The 14036-nt window shown below is 46.9% G+C and carries 14 protein-coding genes; all 14 read right to left on the bottom strand.

Annotation, left to right across the window (positions count from 1 at the left end; genetic code table 11):
• Window positions 1–194: 194 nt before the first annotated feature.
• On the bottom strand, window positions 195–1475 hold the full coding sequence (gene spoIVB, locus AUL54_RS18545; protein ID WP_060964791.1) for a SpoIVB peptidase: 1281 nt from the start codon (window positions 1473–1475) through the stop codon (window positions 195–197).
• A gap of 163 nt (window positions 1476–1638) precedes the next feature.
• Entirely contained in the window at window positions 1639–3369 is a 1731-nt protein-coding gene (gene recN / locus AUL54_RS18540; RefSeq protein WP_060964790.1) for a DNA repair protein RecN, read from the bottom strand.
• Between the two features lie 31 nt (window positions 3370–3400).
• The gene (gene ahrC, locus AUL54_RS18535) at window positions 3401–3850 is read right to left on the bottom strand and encodes a transcriptional regulator AhrC/ArgR (RefSeq protein ID WP_003153173.1); all 450 of its coding nucleotides are present in this window, start codon (window positions 3848–3850) and stop codon (window positions 3401–3403) included.
• Window positions 3851–3946: 96 nt separating this feature from the next.
• The gene (locus tag AUL54_RS18530) at window positions 3947–4792 is read right to left on the bottom strand and encodes a TlyA family RNA methyltransferase (protein WP_060964789.1); all 846 of its coding nucleotides are present in this window, start codon (window positions 4790–4792) and stop codon (window positions 3947–3949) included.
• Window positions 4789–6690, bottom strand: coding sequence for a 1-deoxy-D-xylulose-5-phosphate synthase (gene dxs / locus AUL54_RS18525; RefSeq protein ID WP_060964788.1), 1902 nt, complete (start codon window positions 6688–6690; stop codon window positions 4789–4791). The genes AUL54_RS18530 and dxs overlap by 4 nt, the downstream gene beginning before the upstream one ends.
• 142 nt (window positions 6691–6832) lie before the next feature.
• Window positions 6833–7723: a polyprenyl synthetase family protein gene (locus AUL54_RS18520; protein WP_060964787.1), complete on the bottom strand. Its 891-nt coding sequence runs from the start codon at window positions 7721–7723 to the stop codon at window positions 6833–6835.
• On the bottom strand, window positions 7713–7967 hold the full coding sequence (locus tag AUL54_RS18515; RefSeq protein WP_007408352.1) for an exodeoxyribonuclease VII small subunit: 255 nt from the start codon (window positions 7965–7967) through the stop codon (window positions 7713–7715). The genes AUL54_RS18520 and AUL54_RS18515 overlap by 11 nt, the downstream gene beginning before the upstream one ends.
• Window positions 7967–9310 (bottom strand): exodeoxyribonuclease VII large subunit, encoded by a 1344-nt coding sequence (gene xseA / locus AUL54_RS18510; RefSeq protein WP_060964786.1) that lies wholly within the window; start codon window positions 9308–9310, stop codon window positions 7967–7969. The genes AUL54_RS18515 and xseA overlap by 1 nt, the downstream gene beginning before the upstream one ends.
• Window positions 9311–9436: 126 nt before the next feature.
• Window positions 9437–10288: a bifunctional methylenetetrahydrofolate dehydrogenase/methenyltetrahydrofolate cyclohydrolase FolD gene (gene folD / locus AUL54_RS18505; protein WP_016939002.1), complete on the bottom strand. Its 852-nt coding sequence runs from the start codon at window positions 10286–10288 to the stop codon at window positions 9437–9439.
• Window positions 10289–10299: 11 nt separating this feature from the next.
• Window positions 10300–10692, bottom strand: a complete 393-nt coding sequence (gene nusB / locus AUL54_RS18500) for a transcription antitermination factor NusB (RefSeq protein WP_016939001.1) — start codon at window positions 10690–10692, stop codon at window positions 10300–10302.
• A gap of 264 nt (window positions 10693–10956) precedes the next feature.
• Window positions 10957–11364 (bottom strand): Asp23/Gls24 family envelope stress response protein, encoded by a 408-nt coding sequence (locus AUL54_RS18495; RefSeq protein WP_016938999.1) that lies wholly within the window; start codon window positions 11362–11364, stop codon window positions 10957–10959.
• A gap of 21 nt (window positions 11365–11385) precedes the next feature.
• On the bottom strand, window positions 11386–12738 hold the full coding sequence (gene accC / locus AUL54_RS18490; protein WP_045926702.1) for an acetyl-CoA carboxylase biotin carboxylase subunit: 1353 nt from the start codon (window positions 12736–12738) through the stop codon (window positions 11386–11388).
• A 14-nt stretch (window positions 12739–12752) separates the two neighbouring features.
• Window positions 12753–13232 carry an acetyl-CoA carboxylase biotin carboxyl carrier protein gene (accB, locus tag AUL54_RS18485; RefSeq protein ID WP_016938997.1) on the bottom strand — a complete coding sequence of 160 codons (480 nt, stop codon included), beginning with the start codon at window positions 13230–13232 and terminating at the stop codon, window positions 12753–12755.
• 151 nt (window positions 13233–13383) lie between these two features.
• Window positions 13384–14034, bottom strand: a complete 651-nt coding sequence (locus tag AUL54_RS18480) for a SpoIIIAH-like family protein (protein WP_060964785.1) — start codon at window positions 14032–14034, stop codon at window positions 13384–13386.
• Window positions 14035–14036: the final 2 nt, after the last annotated feature.

Here is a 14036-nt window from a genome sequence, read left to right as displayed (position 1 = left end):
TAAAAAATCCATATTTACCAATAATAGTGGTATATCTTTGTTTTTCTAGCATTTTCTAGGTTTTTCGACTAAAAATTAAGTTTGACAAATCAGGAAACGTGAATTTGTCGAAAAATCTTCATGTCTTATTTTACATGAATCCTGGAAAGAAGTGAAGAACGCGCACATAAAAAAACTGCCGGATGATCCGGCAGTCAGCTTGCTTTGTCTTTTCCATAAACATCAACACCCGCTTCAGATAGCATCCATTCGATATGAACGCCGTAGCCGCTTGTCGGATCATTGACAAACACGTGGGTTACGGCTCCGACGACCTTCCCGTTTTGGATGATCGGGCTTCCGCTCATTCCCTGAACGATTCCGCCGGTTTTTTTCAGCAGTTTCGGATCGGTCACTTTTAACACCATTCCCTTAGTCGCCGGGAATTTTTGCGGAGTGGTGCTGACGATTTCAATATCAAATGTCTCTACTTTATCGTTTTCAATAACCGTCAGCATTTGCGCCGGTCCTTTTTTTACTTCATTTGACAAAGCAATCGGAAGCGCTTTGTCTGAGATGTTGTTTTTAATCGGCTGATGCAGTTTCCCGAAAATGCCGAACGGACTGTTGCGGTTAATATCGCCGATCGTTTTCCGTTCTGACGAAAACCTTGCCAGTTTTTCGCCGGGATTGCCGCCTTTTCCTTTTTCAATTGATGTTACAGTTGAACGGACGATTTCGCCGTCTTCCACAACAATCGGTTTTTTCGTATCCATATCAGAAATGACGTGGCCCAATGCGCCGTATTTTTTTGTTTTCGGTTCAAAAAATGTCATCGTGCCGATGCCGGCTGCCGAATCACGGATATAAAGGCCGATTCGATATTTTCCCTCAGCTTCGTCCTTTGTCGGAATCAGCTTTGTCTTGATTTTTTGCTTATCGCGTTTCACCAATAAATCCAAAGATTCCCCGGTCTTACCCGCTTTTTGAATAAACGGGGCGATGTCGCTCATTTTTTCAATTTTATGTCCGTTCATTTTAATAATGATGTCGCCAGATTCAATTCCCGCTTGTTCTCCCGGAGACTTTTTCCCATCCTTTGTCATCACCTGGTGAAAGCCGACGACCAAAACACCGACTGAATGCAGTTTTACACCGATGGACTGTCCGCCCGGAATGACCTTCAATTCAGGAAGGACATGCACTTTCGTTTTTTTAATGGGGAACCCGGCAAGATCATATACTACTTCTGACCGGCCTTGTTTTTGCCCTGTTATGTTTGCATGACCGTGCTCTTCTTTCAGCGTAAAGGCTTCTGATAATTCGCCCTTTTCAGCGCTTATTGATGCATTGACCGGAACGGCTTGTGTCTGTTTTTCAAAGACGCTCATTTCTGACGGTATCAGTAAATATTCTTTAAACGGCTTAAAAAAGCCTACACTTAGTAAAGAAACAAGGAGAATTACACCTATTGCTTTCCTCATGTTATCGTGCATTCATTCCTTCACTCTCCTCGCTCCTATCCCACACCACTTTCTTTTTCTGCTACATCTATACTTTTGCCTTCCTGCGCTTGATTTATAACCGGCATACGAAGAAAAACATTGGATACACTGTTAGAGAAATGGAACAAAAAAATAAGCTGCCTGTATCAGCAGCTTATCCTGTCGTTTTTACCTGTCCGGCCTGTTTTAAAAGCTCTTGTGCATGCCGTTTTGTCAGATCGGTCACTTCGACGCCCGCAATCATGCGGCCGATTTCCGCTACCTTATCCTGCTTGGAAAGCGGCGTGACATGCGTTGTCGTCCGTCCGTCTTTGAATTCTTTTGCGATCAAAAGGTGCGTATCCGCCATAGCGGCAACCTGCGGCAGGTGTGTAATGCAGAGCACCTGTGAACCGGTCGATACTTTATGGATTTTTTCCGCGATGGCTTGGGCAACCCGCCCGCTTACGCCAGTGTCCACTTCATCAAAGATGATGGAGGTGACATCCTGCTGAGAAGAAAAAATACTCTTCAGCGCCAGCATCACCCTTGAAAGTTCGCCGCCGGATGCGACCTTTGACAGCGGTTTTAACGGCTCACCGGTGTTCGTTGAAATTAAAAATTTCACAAGGTCAATTCCCTTTTGGGTAAGCTGCACGGGCTGGCCGTTGACAACCGGCGCCTCACTGGCAGACGGATCGGTTTTCACGAGGAATTCCGTATCAAACGTTGATTTGCCCATATACAGGCTTTTTAATTCCTGATGAATTGCTTCCGCCAGTTTTTTGGCCCAGGCTTTTCTGGTTTTTGATAAATTGGCGGCTTCTACGGCCACATCTTTGCCGACGGACTCCAGTTCCTTCTTCAGCGCTTCAAGGTGGCTGTCGCGGTTTTCGATTTGATCGATTTCCTCTTCTATTTTGGAGCCGTATTCCAAAATGTCTTCGACCGTCGCTCCGTATTTACGCTTCAGCTGTTTAATCTCATTTAAACGGGTTTCAATAAAATTCAGCCGTTCCGGGTCATACTCCAGATCATCCAGCAGATTGCGCATTTGAAAGGTTGCATCCTCCAGCAGATAATAGGAACTTGACACACTTTCTGACAGCTTTTGCAGCGGTTCATTGATATCCGAAATGTCTTCAAGCTGGGCAGAGGCCATTCCGACCCAGTCAAGCCCCCCCTGTTCGCTGCGGAGCGCATTATAGGCGTTTTTCAATGATTCATAAATTTTTTCAAAGTTGGATATCTGCTTCCGCTCTTCTTGAAGAAGCTCGTCTTCATTCAATTCAAGCTTCGCTGATTCGATTTCTTCAAGCTGAAATTGGATCAGATCTAACCGATGCGCCATTTCCTGTTCGCTTTCCGACAGCTTCTTCACTTTTTTGAGCAGCTTCATATAACGGTCGTAGCCTTCTTGGTATGCCTGAAGCGCTGATTCGGCCTCAGCACCTGCAAATTTATCCAAAAGCTCTAAATGCTTGTCATCTTCCATTAACAGCTGGTTGTCATGCTGCCCGTGAATATCTAATAAAAGTCTGCCGATCTCCCTCAAAGCCGCAATCGTTACTAATTTACCGTTGACACGGCAGACGCTTTTTCCCCCGGCATTAATGTCTCTTCTCATGACAATCATGTCGTCAGATGCGTCTATTCCCTGCTCACGGCACACCTCAAAAACGGGATGGCCGCTGTCCAAAAGAAACAGTCCTTCAAGCTCGGCCTTTGTTTCACCGTAACGGACAAATTCAGACGACCCGCGGCCGCCGACTAACAGGGAAACGGCGTCTATAATAATTGACTTGCCGGCCCCTGTTTCTCCCGTCAGGACGGTGAGCCCCCGTTCAAACGAAATCGTCAGTTCCTCTATAATGGCAAAGTTTTTTATTGATAGTTCAGCTAACAAACAGCATTCCACCTTTTATCTGATAATTACGCTACAGCAGCTCCAAAAGACGGCTTTGAACGCCCTCCGTATCTTCAGGCGTCCTGCAGATGATTAAAATTGTGTCATCTCCGCAGATCGTGCCCATGATTTCTTCCCATTCGAGATTATCCATCAAAGCGCCGATTGCCTGCGCATTCCCCGGCATCGTTTTTAATACGATCATGTGGCTTGCTGAGTCAATTTTTACGAACGCATCCATTAATGAACGCTTCAGTTTTGACAGCGGGTTGAACCGCTGATCCGCCGGCAGGCTGTATTTGTAGGAACCGTTATTGGTCGGCACCTTTACGAGATGCAGTTCTTTAATGTCCCTGGAAACAGTCGCCTGGGTTACCTTATACCCTTCTTCTCTCAGCATGTCAACTAAGTCATCCTGCGTTTCAATCTCATGGCTTGTAATAAGCTCTCTGATTTTTATATGCCTTTGGCCTTTTGTCATGTAAGCACCTCTGTTTTCAAGCTGTTCTTGTCATTATGTTAACCGCTTCTTGATAAAAAGTACATGATGGCAGAAAAAAGGAATAATAGCCCCCTATTATTCCGGTACATCTGTCTTTTTGGCTTTTAATGTTTCATGTGCTTCACGGACGGTACGGAGAATATCTTCTTCCGGCAGTTCAGCGCCGTTTCCGTCTTCTCCCTCCCACTTCAAATGAAGCAGAAACTCGATATTGCCGTCTCCCCCTGTAATCGGTGAGAAGGACAGTCCTTTCACTGTATATCCTTCAGAAGCGGCAAACTGATTCATACGGCGGAGAACGTCAGCATGAACGCCGGGATCTCTGACAATGCCTTTTTTTCCGACTGATTCACGCCCGGCTTCAAATTGCGGCTTCACCAGGGCGATACAATCGCTTCCCGGCACAAGCAGCGTTTTTAAAACCGGCAGAATAAGACGGAGTGAGATGAAAGAAACATCAATCGTCGCGAATTCCGGCAGACCCTCAGTGAAATCGGAAGGCTCGGAATAGCGGAAATTCGTCCGTTCCATGACGACGACCCTCTCGTCCTTTCTCAGCTTCCAAGCGAGCTGATTATAGCCGACATCTACTGCATAGGACCGTTCGGCGCCGTTTTGGAGGGCGCAATCTGTAAATCCTCCAGTAGACGAGCCGATATCAATCATTGTTTTGCCTTTTACTGAGACGGGAAACACCTCAAGAGCTTTCTCAAGCTTTAATCCGCCTCTGCTGACGTATTTAAGAGGGTTTCCTTTTACCGTTAACGGAAGATCCCGGGCGATTTTTTCACCCGGTTTGTCCAATCGGTTTTCATTTGAGTATACGATGCCCGCCATAATGGCGCGTTTCGCTTTTTCCCGCGTTTCCGCAAGGCCTTTTTCTACAAGAAGTACATCTAATCGTTCTTTTTTTGCTGTCATGATCCAATTCCTTTATGTGTCTTCGGCGGCATCAGCAGTTTAATCCGGTTCATAACCTCAGCCTTTGTGAGACCGATTTCTTCAAGCAGGGCGGTTACGCTTCCGTGCTCAATAAACCGGTCAGGAATGCCCATTCTGTCAATCGGCGTATGATACATGCCGAGGTCATGAGCGAATTCAAGAATCGTGCTTCCGAATCCGCCTTCAAGCACGGCTTCTTCAATCGTTAAAATCGGCAGACCTTCATTAAGAATCGCCTTCATCATTTGTTTATCAATCGGTTTTATGAACCGCGCATTGACGACACGCACGGACAGACCTTCTTTTTGCAGTTCTTCAGCAGCTTCCAGCGCCATTTCAATGGTCGTTCCGAACGTTAAAATCACCGCGTCTTTTCCGGGACGGAGCACTTCCCATGTTCCGATCGGAATGGTTTTCAGCTCTTTATCCATCTTTACGCCGAGCCCGTTTCCGCGCGGGAAGCGCATCGCGATCGGACCTTCCTCATAGGAAAGGGCTGTATTGACCATATGGCGGCCTTCATTTTCATCCTTCGGCATCATTAAAACGAGGTTCGGTATATGACGCAAAAAGGCAATGTCAAAGACGCCTTGATGCGTCTCCCCGTCAGCGCCGACCAAACCCGCGCGGTCAATGCCGATAAATACATTCGCGTTTTGACGGCAGATGTCATGGACGACCTGATCATACGCCCGCTGCAAAAAGGTCGAATAGATCGCAAGAAACGGCTTCATGCCTTGAAGCGCCATTCCCGCGGCCATCGTCGCCGCATGCTGTTCTGCGATTCCGACATCAAACATGCGCTCAGGAAATTCTTTCGCAAACCCTTCCAGCTTAGAACCGACCGGCATGGCCGGTGTAATCGCGACAATTCTGTCATCCTCGCGCGCCAGCTCCTGCACGGTGCCGCTGACGAGCCCGCTCCATGAAGGGGCAGCGGCTTTTGGCTTGACGAAATCACCCGTATTGATTTTGTACGGGCCGGTCCCGTGCCATGTCCCGATTGTGTCGGTCTCTGCCGGTTTATAGCCTTTGCCCTTTTTCGTGATGACATGTAAAAGGACAGGGCCTTTTGTTTTTTTGGCGTATTGCAGGTTTTCAAACAGCTCGTGGTAGGAATGACCGTCTACCGGGCCTAAATACGTAAAGCCCAGCTCTTCAAAAAACATGCCTGACACAAGCATATATTTTAAGCTGTCTTTTATCCGCTCAGCCGTGGCGGCCAATTTTCCGCCGACGGCCGGGATGCGCTTAAATAAATATTCAAGCTCGTCTTTTACCCATTGATATTTGCCGGCCGTGCGAAGCCGGCCGAGCATAGAATGAATCGCCCCGACATTCGGCGCAATGCTCATCTCATTATCATTCAGGATGACGATCATATCTTTTTTCTCATCGCCGATATGGTTCAGTGCTTCAAGCGCCATTCCTCCGGTTAAAGCGCCATCCCCGATAATCGGGATGATATATTCTTTCGTCCCTTTAATATCGCGGGCGGCAGCCATTCCCATCGCGCCTGAGAGCGATGTTGAGCTGTGGCCTGTTTCCCATACGTCATGTTCGCTTTCGCTGCGTTTCGGGAAACCGCAAAGCCCTTTATATTGGCGCAAGGTTTCAAACTCCTTGCCGCGTCCGGTTAACAGTTTATGAACATAGGACTGATGTCCGACATCCCATAAAAATTTATCTTTCGGACTGTCAAATTCTTTGTGAAGCGCAATCGTCAGCTCGACAACCCCGAGGTTCGGCCCGATATGGCCGCCTGAGGCAGACAGCGATGTGATGAGAAAATTGCGGATTTCCTCACCCAGCTCTTCCAGCTGTTCAATTGACATCTTTTTAAGAAATGACGGGTCCTGTATTGATAAAAGATCCAAAGCGGATCAACTCACTTTCAGCATGAATTTCTGCAAATTAAACAGTGTCTTTTTGAAAAAAGAAAAAGACTCTCTTTTTATTTTCATCGAAACTGCTTACATTTTACCATAGGAGCGGCAGCCCCTTCAAATCAGGATCGTTTTAATGATCTCTCGCCGCTATTAAATCGCAGAGGTCATGCAGCAGTTCTTTCTGAAGAGATAGGCCGCTGATGATCCGTTTCGCCTCGCTGATATGATACGAAAGCTTCTCTTTCGCACCTTCAAGCGTTAAAAGCGACGGATACGTTGACTTTTCATTCGTCGTGTCTGAACCGACCGGTTTGCCGATCTTCTCCTCATGCCCTTCAATATCAAGGATGTCGTCTCTGATTTGAAATCCGATGCCGATATGGCTGCTGAACAGACGCAGCTTTTCGATTTCATCCTCCGGCGCATCTGCCAAAATAGCGCCTGCCGTCACGGAAAAGCCGAGGAGCTTGGCCGTTTTCCGCTCATGGATGGATTCCAGCTCCTCAAGCGTTACCTGCTTTTGTTCCGCTTCCATGTCGGCAGCCTGCCCGCCGACCATTCCTTCCGTTCCTGCCGCTTTGATCAGCTCCTCGACGAGGCGGAGCCGTTTTTCCGCTGAAACCGCGTCAGACACGTGTGATGTGATTAATTTAAAGCTTTCTGTCAGAAGTCCGTCTCCGGCCAATACAGCTGCCGCTTCTCCGAAGACTTTATGGTTTGTCGGCTTTCCCCGGCGCAAATCATCATCGTCCATGCAAGGCAGATCATCATGGATTAAGGAATACGTATGAATCATTTCAACAGCGCATCCGACCGGAATCCCGTCTTTTTCATCTTTTCCGTAAGCATTCAAAACGGCTAAGACAACGAGGGGGCGCAGCCTCTTTCCGCCCGCTTCCAAAGAATACAGCATAGATTTTTTGAGGGTTTCCGGCATGGCGAGCCGTTCTGTATACAAGGAAAGATGCCGCTCAATCAGTTGTTTGCGCGATGCTAAAAATGCGTCCAGTTTATTTGTCACCTTCGTCTTCCTCCTGAACGCTGAAAGGCGCAAGTTCTCCGTTATCTTTTAAAATAAAGTCCATTTGTTTTTCGACATGCTGAAGCTTTTCATGGCACATTTTTGAAAGGGCCATTCCTTCCTGAAAATAATTAATCGCCTGCTCCAGCGGCACGTCGCCTTCTTCAAGCTTTGCGACAATGCCTTCAAGGCCTTTCATCGCCTCTTCAAATGTCAGCTCTTCACTTTTTTTGGTTTCTGTCATTATCGTTCGCCTCTCTTTTGCAATACTTCACACGTCAAAACGCCGTCTGTCATCTTTACTTCAAGCGTATCATGTTGTTCCACTTGATCAACGCTTTTGATCAGCTCTTTGTCTTTATAGGCCAGACTGTATCCTCTCTCCATAACTTGAAGGGGACTTAATGCATTCAGTTTACCAAGAACCGTCTGAAACTGCGAATGAAGCTGCTTCAGCTGGACATTCATGCTCCGCGTCAGCTGATTTGATCGCTCTTCGTACCGTTTTTTCGCCTGTTTCAGCTGGGTTTCAGGGTGAAGCGCCGTTAATCTGTACGTATTCCGCTCCAGCTGCCTTTCTTTCCGCTCCGTAAGCTCTGTGAGCTGTGCTTGGAATTGCTGATACAAAAGGTCAAACTGCTGTTCTTTTTGGGTATACAATCGTTTCGGAAAACGGAATGCGTAAGATGACTGGAGCGATTGAACCCGTTCTTTTTTCTTGCCGATATGCTGCTGCATCGCTCTTGTCAGGCGGACTTCCGCCGTTTTTGCCCGTTCCATTAAGTCCGTCGTGTGAGGAACGGCGATTTCTGCCGCTCCCGTCGGCGTTGCAGCCCGGATATCCGCGACGAAATCACTGATTGTAAAATCTGTTTCATGTCCGACGGCCGATATAACCGGAATGGCGGAAGCAAAAATCGCCCGGGCAACGATTTCTTCGTTAAACGCCCACAATTCTTCGATCGAGCCCCCTCCCCTTCCGACGATCAGAACGTCACACATCTTTTGCGAATTGGCTTCTTCAATGCGCTTCACAATCGATCTGCTGGCGTTTTCACCCTGAACGAGCGCGGGAAGCACAATGACTTTCACCAGAGGGTATCTTCTTTTGAGTGTGGTAATGACGTCTCTGACGGCCGCTCCCGTCGGTGACGTGACAACCCCGATCGTGGCTGGAAAAGCGGGGATGGCCTGCTTATGCCGGTCATCAAACAACCCTTCGCCGGCAAGTTTTTTCTTTAATTCTTCATAGGCTAAGTAAAGCGCCCCAACACCGTCCGGCTGCATTTCTTTCGCGTACAGCTGATAGCTTCCGCTCGGTTCATAGACGGAGATGCCGCCTCTTACGATGACCTTCATTCCGTCCTCAGGCTTAAACGCAAGCCTTGAACTTTGCCTTTGAAACATGACGGCCTGCATGCGGGCATGCTCATCTTTTAAAGTAAAATAGATGTGGCCTCTTGTATGGATTTTAACGTTGGACAGCTCACCTTTAATCCAAATGTCTTCAAGATGAGGGTCTACATCGAATTTTCGTTTAATATATTTGGTCAGTGCGGAAACCGTGACATATGCCGCTTCACTCACATCCTGCACTCCTTTCATAAAGGCTTTTTGCCCTAAACTAAGAAAAAAACCCGCTCTGGCTGAAAGGAGCCTTAAGAAGCGGGTATCGTGCTCATTGTCACACTTTTTGTGACTGCCTCCGGTTATCTATGATAACGTACGTCTGGCAGATTTAACAGTATTATGCGCAAGCATCGTGATGGTCATCGGACCTACTCCGCCCGGGACCGGCGTAATGAAAGATGCTTTTTCTTTCGCTTCATCAAACTGAACGTCTCCGCAGAGTTTTCCGCTTTCGAGACGGTTGACGCCGACATCAATAACAATGGCACCCTCTTTGATTTGATCAGCTGTGATGAAGTTCGCTTTACCGACCGCAACCACAAGAATATCTGCTTTTTTCGTATGCTCAGACATATTTTTTGTACGGGAATGGCAATATGTGACGGTCGCATTTTCGTTCAGCAGCAGCTGGCCGACCGGTTTACCGACAATATTGCTTCGTCCGACTACAACAACTTCTTTGCCGGAAAGATCTACGTTCGTCTTTTTCAATAACTCGACAATTCCGTGCGGTGTGCAAGGAAGAAATGTATCTTCTCCAAGCAGCATTTTCCCGACGTTGAGAGGGTGGAAACCATCAACATCCTTATCAGGGGAGATCCGCTCGATGACGGCTTTTTCAGAAATATGATCCGGGAGCGGCAGCTGGACGAGAATGCCGTGAAATTCCGGATTTTGATTGTACTCATCAATCACTGTTAAAAGCTCCGCTTCGGTTAAGCTTGAGTCAAAGCGGTCAAGCTTAAACTTCATCCCCATTGTTTCAGCGGCTTTTTTCTTGCCTGTCACATATGAAACAGAGGCGGGATCGTCACCGATTAAAATGACCGCCAAGCCCGGCACTACGCCTTGTGCTTTCAGCTCTTCTACTTCTTTTGCCAATTGTTCGCGTTTTTCTTTAGCCGTTTCTTTTCCGTCGATGATTGTTGCAGTCATTTTCTTTCCTCCTATGATTCAATATCAGTTTTGATGTTAGAAAGAACCCCGTTTACGAATTTTGCAGCTTTATCGTCGCCGAACCGTTTTGCCAGCTCGATGGCTTCGTTTAATGACACGTTAGCAGGAATGTCGTCAGTATAAACCATTTCATACACCGCCAGACGGAGGATCGCGCGGTCTACGTTTGCAATCCGGTCAAGCTTCCAATTGACGAGATGGCCGGAAATCATTTCATCAAGCTGTACCTGATGTTCAAGCACTCCGTACACCAGCTGTTCAAAGAAGTCATCTGTTTTTCCGCCATCAAGCGCGTGCTCGATGGCCTCGTTCGGTGCAATATCGCTGACATCAATCTGAAAAAGTGCCTGCAAAGCTTTTTCTCTAGCTGTTCTTCTTTTCATTTTCTTTCTCCTTCAGATCCGCTTTATCCGCTTGTCGTTAAGCCTAAAGAGATCATAACATATTTTTTTCCCAATCGCATGTCGAAATTTAGGTTTTTTCACCCTAATACCGAATGTTTTCACAAACACTTTGGATTTCATTCGGATTTCACAGCATGAAGAAACTCGGCTGCCGTTTGTAAGCCGGCTTTCTTCATGCCTGAAAAGAAGGGAAACGCATAAAAAACCAAAGGGCTGCCCATCCCCTTGGTTTTTATACGCTCATTACATTTCTTCGTCGATTTCGACTTCTTGGGCTTTCGTGTCAAATTGAATGCCGACGATATGAATATTGATTTCATTGATGGTCAGAGACGTCATATTTAATAAGGTTTGGCGGATATTCTCCTGAACGCTTGCCGCCACTTTCGGGATCGAAATCCCAAATTGAACGACGCAATAGACGTCAATGGTAATCCCGTCATCAGCTAAATCGACCTTTACGCCTTTGCCGTGATTGATTTTGCCGAAGCGTTCTACGACGCCCGTGGCGAAATTGCCGCGCATTTCAGCTATTCCTTCAACCTCGGAAGCGGCGATGCCGGCAATGACTTCAATGACTTCAGGAGCAATTTCAACTTTGCCTAAATGACCCTCATCATGATCCATTTTAAGCACACTGTTGTCTTCCATTCAATTCACCTCCCGCAAAAATTATGAGCCCATTACATCATATGTTTCTAAAAACTTTGTATTAAACTCTCCGCTGACAAATGTTTCATGTTCAAGCAGTTTCAGATGGAACGGAATCGTTGTTTCAATACCTTCAATCACAAATTCGCTCAGTGCGCGTTTCATCCGTGCGACCGCCTCATCACGCGTTGTTCCGTATGTGATGACTTTGGCAATCATGCTGTCATAGTACGGCGGGATCGAATAGCCCGGATATGCGGCTGAATCCACGCGCACGCCGAGTCCGCCCGGCGGCAGGTACATGTTAATCTTACCAGGTGAAGGCATGAAGTTTTTCGCAGGATTTTCAGCATTGATGCGGCATTCAATTGCCCAGCCGTTAAATTCAACGTCTTCCTGTCTGAGCGAGAGCTCCTGTCCGGATGCCACTTTGATCTGTTCTTTGATCAGATCCGTTCCCGTCACCATTTCTGTGACAGGGTGCTCTACTTGAATACGCGTGTTCATCTCCATGAAGTAATAGCGCTGTTCTCTGTAGTCATAAATGAACTCTACTGTACCGGCTCCCGTGTAACCGACAGCCTTCGCTGCTTTTACCGCTGCTTCACCCATCTGCTCTCTGATTTCAGAATCAAGCGCAGGTGACGGCGACTCTTCAAGAAGTTTTTGCAGACGTCTTTGGATAGAACAGTCACGCTCTCCAAGATGGATCGTGTTTCCGTAATTATCGGCAAGCACCTGAATTTCAACATGGCGGAAATCTTCTATGTACTTCTCGATGTACACACCCGGATTTCCGAATGCCGTAGCGGCCTCCTGCTGGGTGATTTCGATGCCTTTAATCATCTCTTCTTCTGTGCGTGCGACCCGGATGCCTTTTCCGCCTCCGCCCGCAGTGGCTTTTATAATCACAGGATACCCAATTTCACCCGCAAGCGAAACCGCTTCTTCGGTATTTTTTATGATTCCTTTTGAACCGGGCACAATCGGCACGCCTGCCTGCTGCATCGTGTCACGTGCGATATCTTTTGTCCCCATCTTCGAAATGGCGTCAGCCGAAGGGCCGACAAACGTCACGTTTAATTCCTCGCACAGCTCGGCAAAATCGGCGTTTTCAGCTAAGAATCCGTATCCCGGATGAATCGCATCCGTACCGGTCAGCTTTGCGACGCTGACGATGTTCGTTACATTTAAATAGCTCTCTTTTGATGTTTTCGGCCCGATACAAAAAGCCTCATCGGCCATTTGGACATGCAGGGCCTCTTTATCTGCCTCAGAATAAACGGCTACAGTTTCAATGCCAAGCTCTTTGCAGGCCCGGATGATTCTGACGGCAATTTCTCCTCGGTTGGCGATCAATAGCTTTTTAATCATAATAGCAGGTCTCCTTACTCAGCTTTTACAAGAAATAGAGGTTGTCCGTATTCGACCAGCTGGCCGTTTTCAACTAACACTTCAACGATTTCTCCTTTTACTTCCGCTTCAATCTCGTTAAAGAGTTTCATTGCTTCTACGATACAAACCACTGTATTTTCGTTCACTTTTGAACCTTGGTTTACGTAAGGGCCGGCTTCCGGCGATGAAGAAGCATAAAACGTTCCGACCATCGGAGACGTAATTTTGTGCAGGTTTTCATCTTGTTTCGGCGCTTCCTGAACAGGATCGGCTTCGCGCGCTTCCGGTTTTGCAGCCTGCGGAGCAGGTGCGTAAGCGGCGGGAACAGCTGGGGCTTGTCCCGTTATATTCACTGCCGGCGCTTCATTTTTTTTCAGCTTCAGACTTACGCCTTCCATCTCGTAAACAAATTCGTCAATGGAAGATTCATCGATTCTTTTTATCAGTTCATGAATTTCGTTGATTTTTAACATCAGTTCCACTCCTATGTATAAAAAATAGAAATTTATGGGTTGCTACTAAAAGTACATACTATGTTTATCTTACAGGAGCGGTTGTGTAAATTCAACACTGATCTAAAATGACAGCAAAAAAGCCCGCAGCGGGTGCGGGCGGTTCAGGCTCTTATTTTGTCGGTTCAAACGTAACGGCGACGTCTTTCATATTCTTGATTTCTTTTTCCACCAGGTCAATGATGGCGGAAGCTTTTGCGTTTGAATGTTTGTCAGACATGACCGTAATGTTGATTTTGTCACCTTCAGCATCCACGAGCGCATCTTTGTAGCCTTGCGTTTTAATGAGCGTTTCCAGCTGTTTTTCTGTCCCTTCCGCTTTGCCGAGCGCCGTCATTTTATCGTAGGCTTCGCTTTTTTCTTTTGCTGTCGCATCATCGCTTGAAACGATGCTGTTTAACTGTTCTCTTTCTTTGCTTCTCGCGTCTTCAAGTTCCATGCGGTATGCGGTAAATAAATTTTCATCAGCTGTTTCTGTGGCGACCGATCCGTCTTTTTCCGATGCTTCGGCTGACGTTTCTTTATCCTCTTTTGTGCCTTTAGAATCTTTCATTCCTTTTGTTCCGTCTTCTTTTTCTGTGCCGCTTTCGCTCTTTTCTTCCGTTTTAGGAGCCGGCGTTTTTTCTGTGGCGATTTCCCCGCTGCTTTTTTCGGTTTTCATCTGCACGGCATTTTTGCTTTCCGGAGACATAATATAATAAACACTTAATACCACGACGAGACTGAGCATTGTTAAAAGCCAAACCGTTTGTTTTTTCAGCATGA

Origin of the sequence: Bacillus sp. SDLI1 (genome assembly GCF_001553895.1) — a bacterium.
GTDB classification, from domain to species: domain Bacteria; phylum Bacillota; class Bacilli; order Bacillales; family Bacillaceae; genus Bacillus; species Bacillus siamensis.
This window is presented reverse-complemented; position numbering and strand designations above follow the sequence as displayed.

Coding starts and splice junctions, on each gene's coding strand:
- AUL54_RS18480 (WP_060964785.1), bottom strand. CDS start 14,034: ATGCTGAAAAAACAAACGGTTTGGCTTTTAACAATGCTCAGTCTCGTC.
- AUL54_RS18530 (WP_060964789.1), bottom strand. CDS start 4,792: ATGACAGCAAAAAAAGAACGATTAGATGTACTTCTTGTAGAAAAAGGC.
- accC (WP_045926702.1), bottom strand. CDS start 12,738: ATGATTAAAAAGCTATTGATCGCCAACCGAGGAGAAATTGCCGTCAGA.
- AUL54_RS18515 (WP_007408352.1), bottom strand. CDS start 7,967: ATGACAGAAACCAAAAAAAGTGAAGAGCTGACATTTGAAGAGGCGATG.
- nusB (WP_016939001.1), bottom strand. CDS start 10,692: ATGAAAAGAAGAACAGCTAGAGAAAAAGCTTTGCAGGCACTTTTTCAG.
- spoIVB (WP_060964791.1), bottom strand. CDS start 1,475: ATGCACGATAACATGAGGAAAGCAATAGGTGTAATTCTCCTTGTTTCT.
- AUL54_RS18495 (WP_016938999.1), bottom strand. CDS start 11,364: ATGGAAGACAACAGTGTGCTTAAAATGGATCATGATGAGGGTCATTTA.
- folD (WP_016939002.1), bottom strand. CDS start 10,288: ATGACTGCAACAATCATCGACGGAAAAGAAACGGCTAAAGAAAAACGC.
- accB (WP_016938997.1), bottom strand. CDS start 13,232: ATGTTAAAAATCAACGAAATTCATGAACTGATAAAAAGAATCGATGAA.
- ahrC (WP_003153173.1), bottom strand. CDS start 3,850: ATGACAAAAGGCCAAAGGCATATAAAAATCAGAGAGCTTATTACAAGC.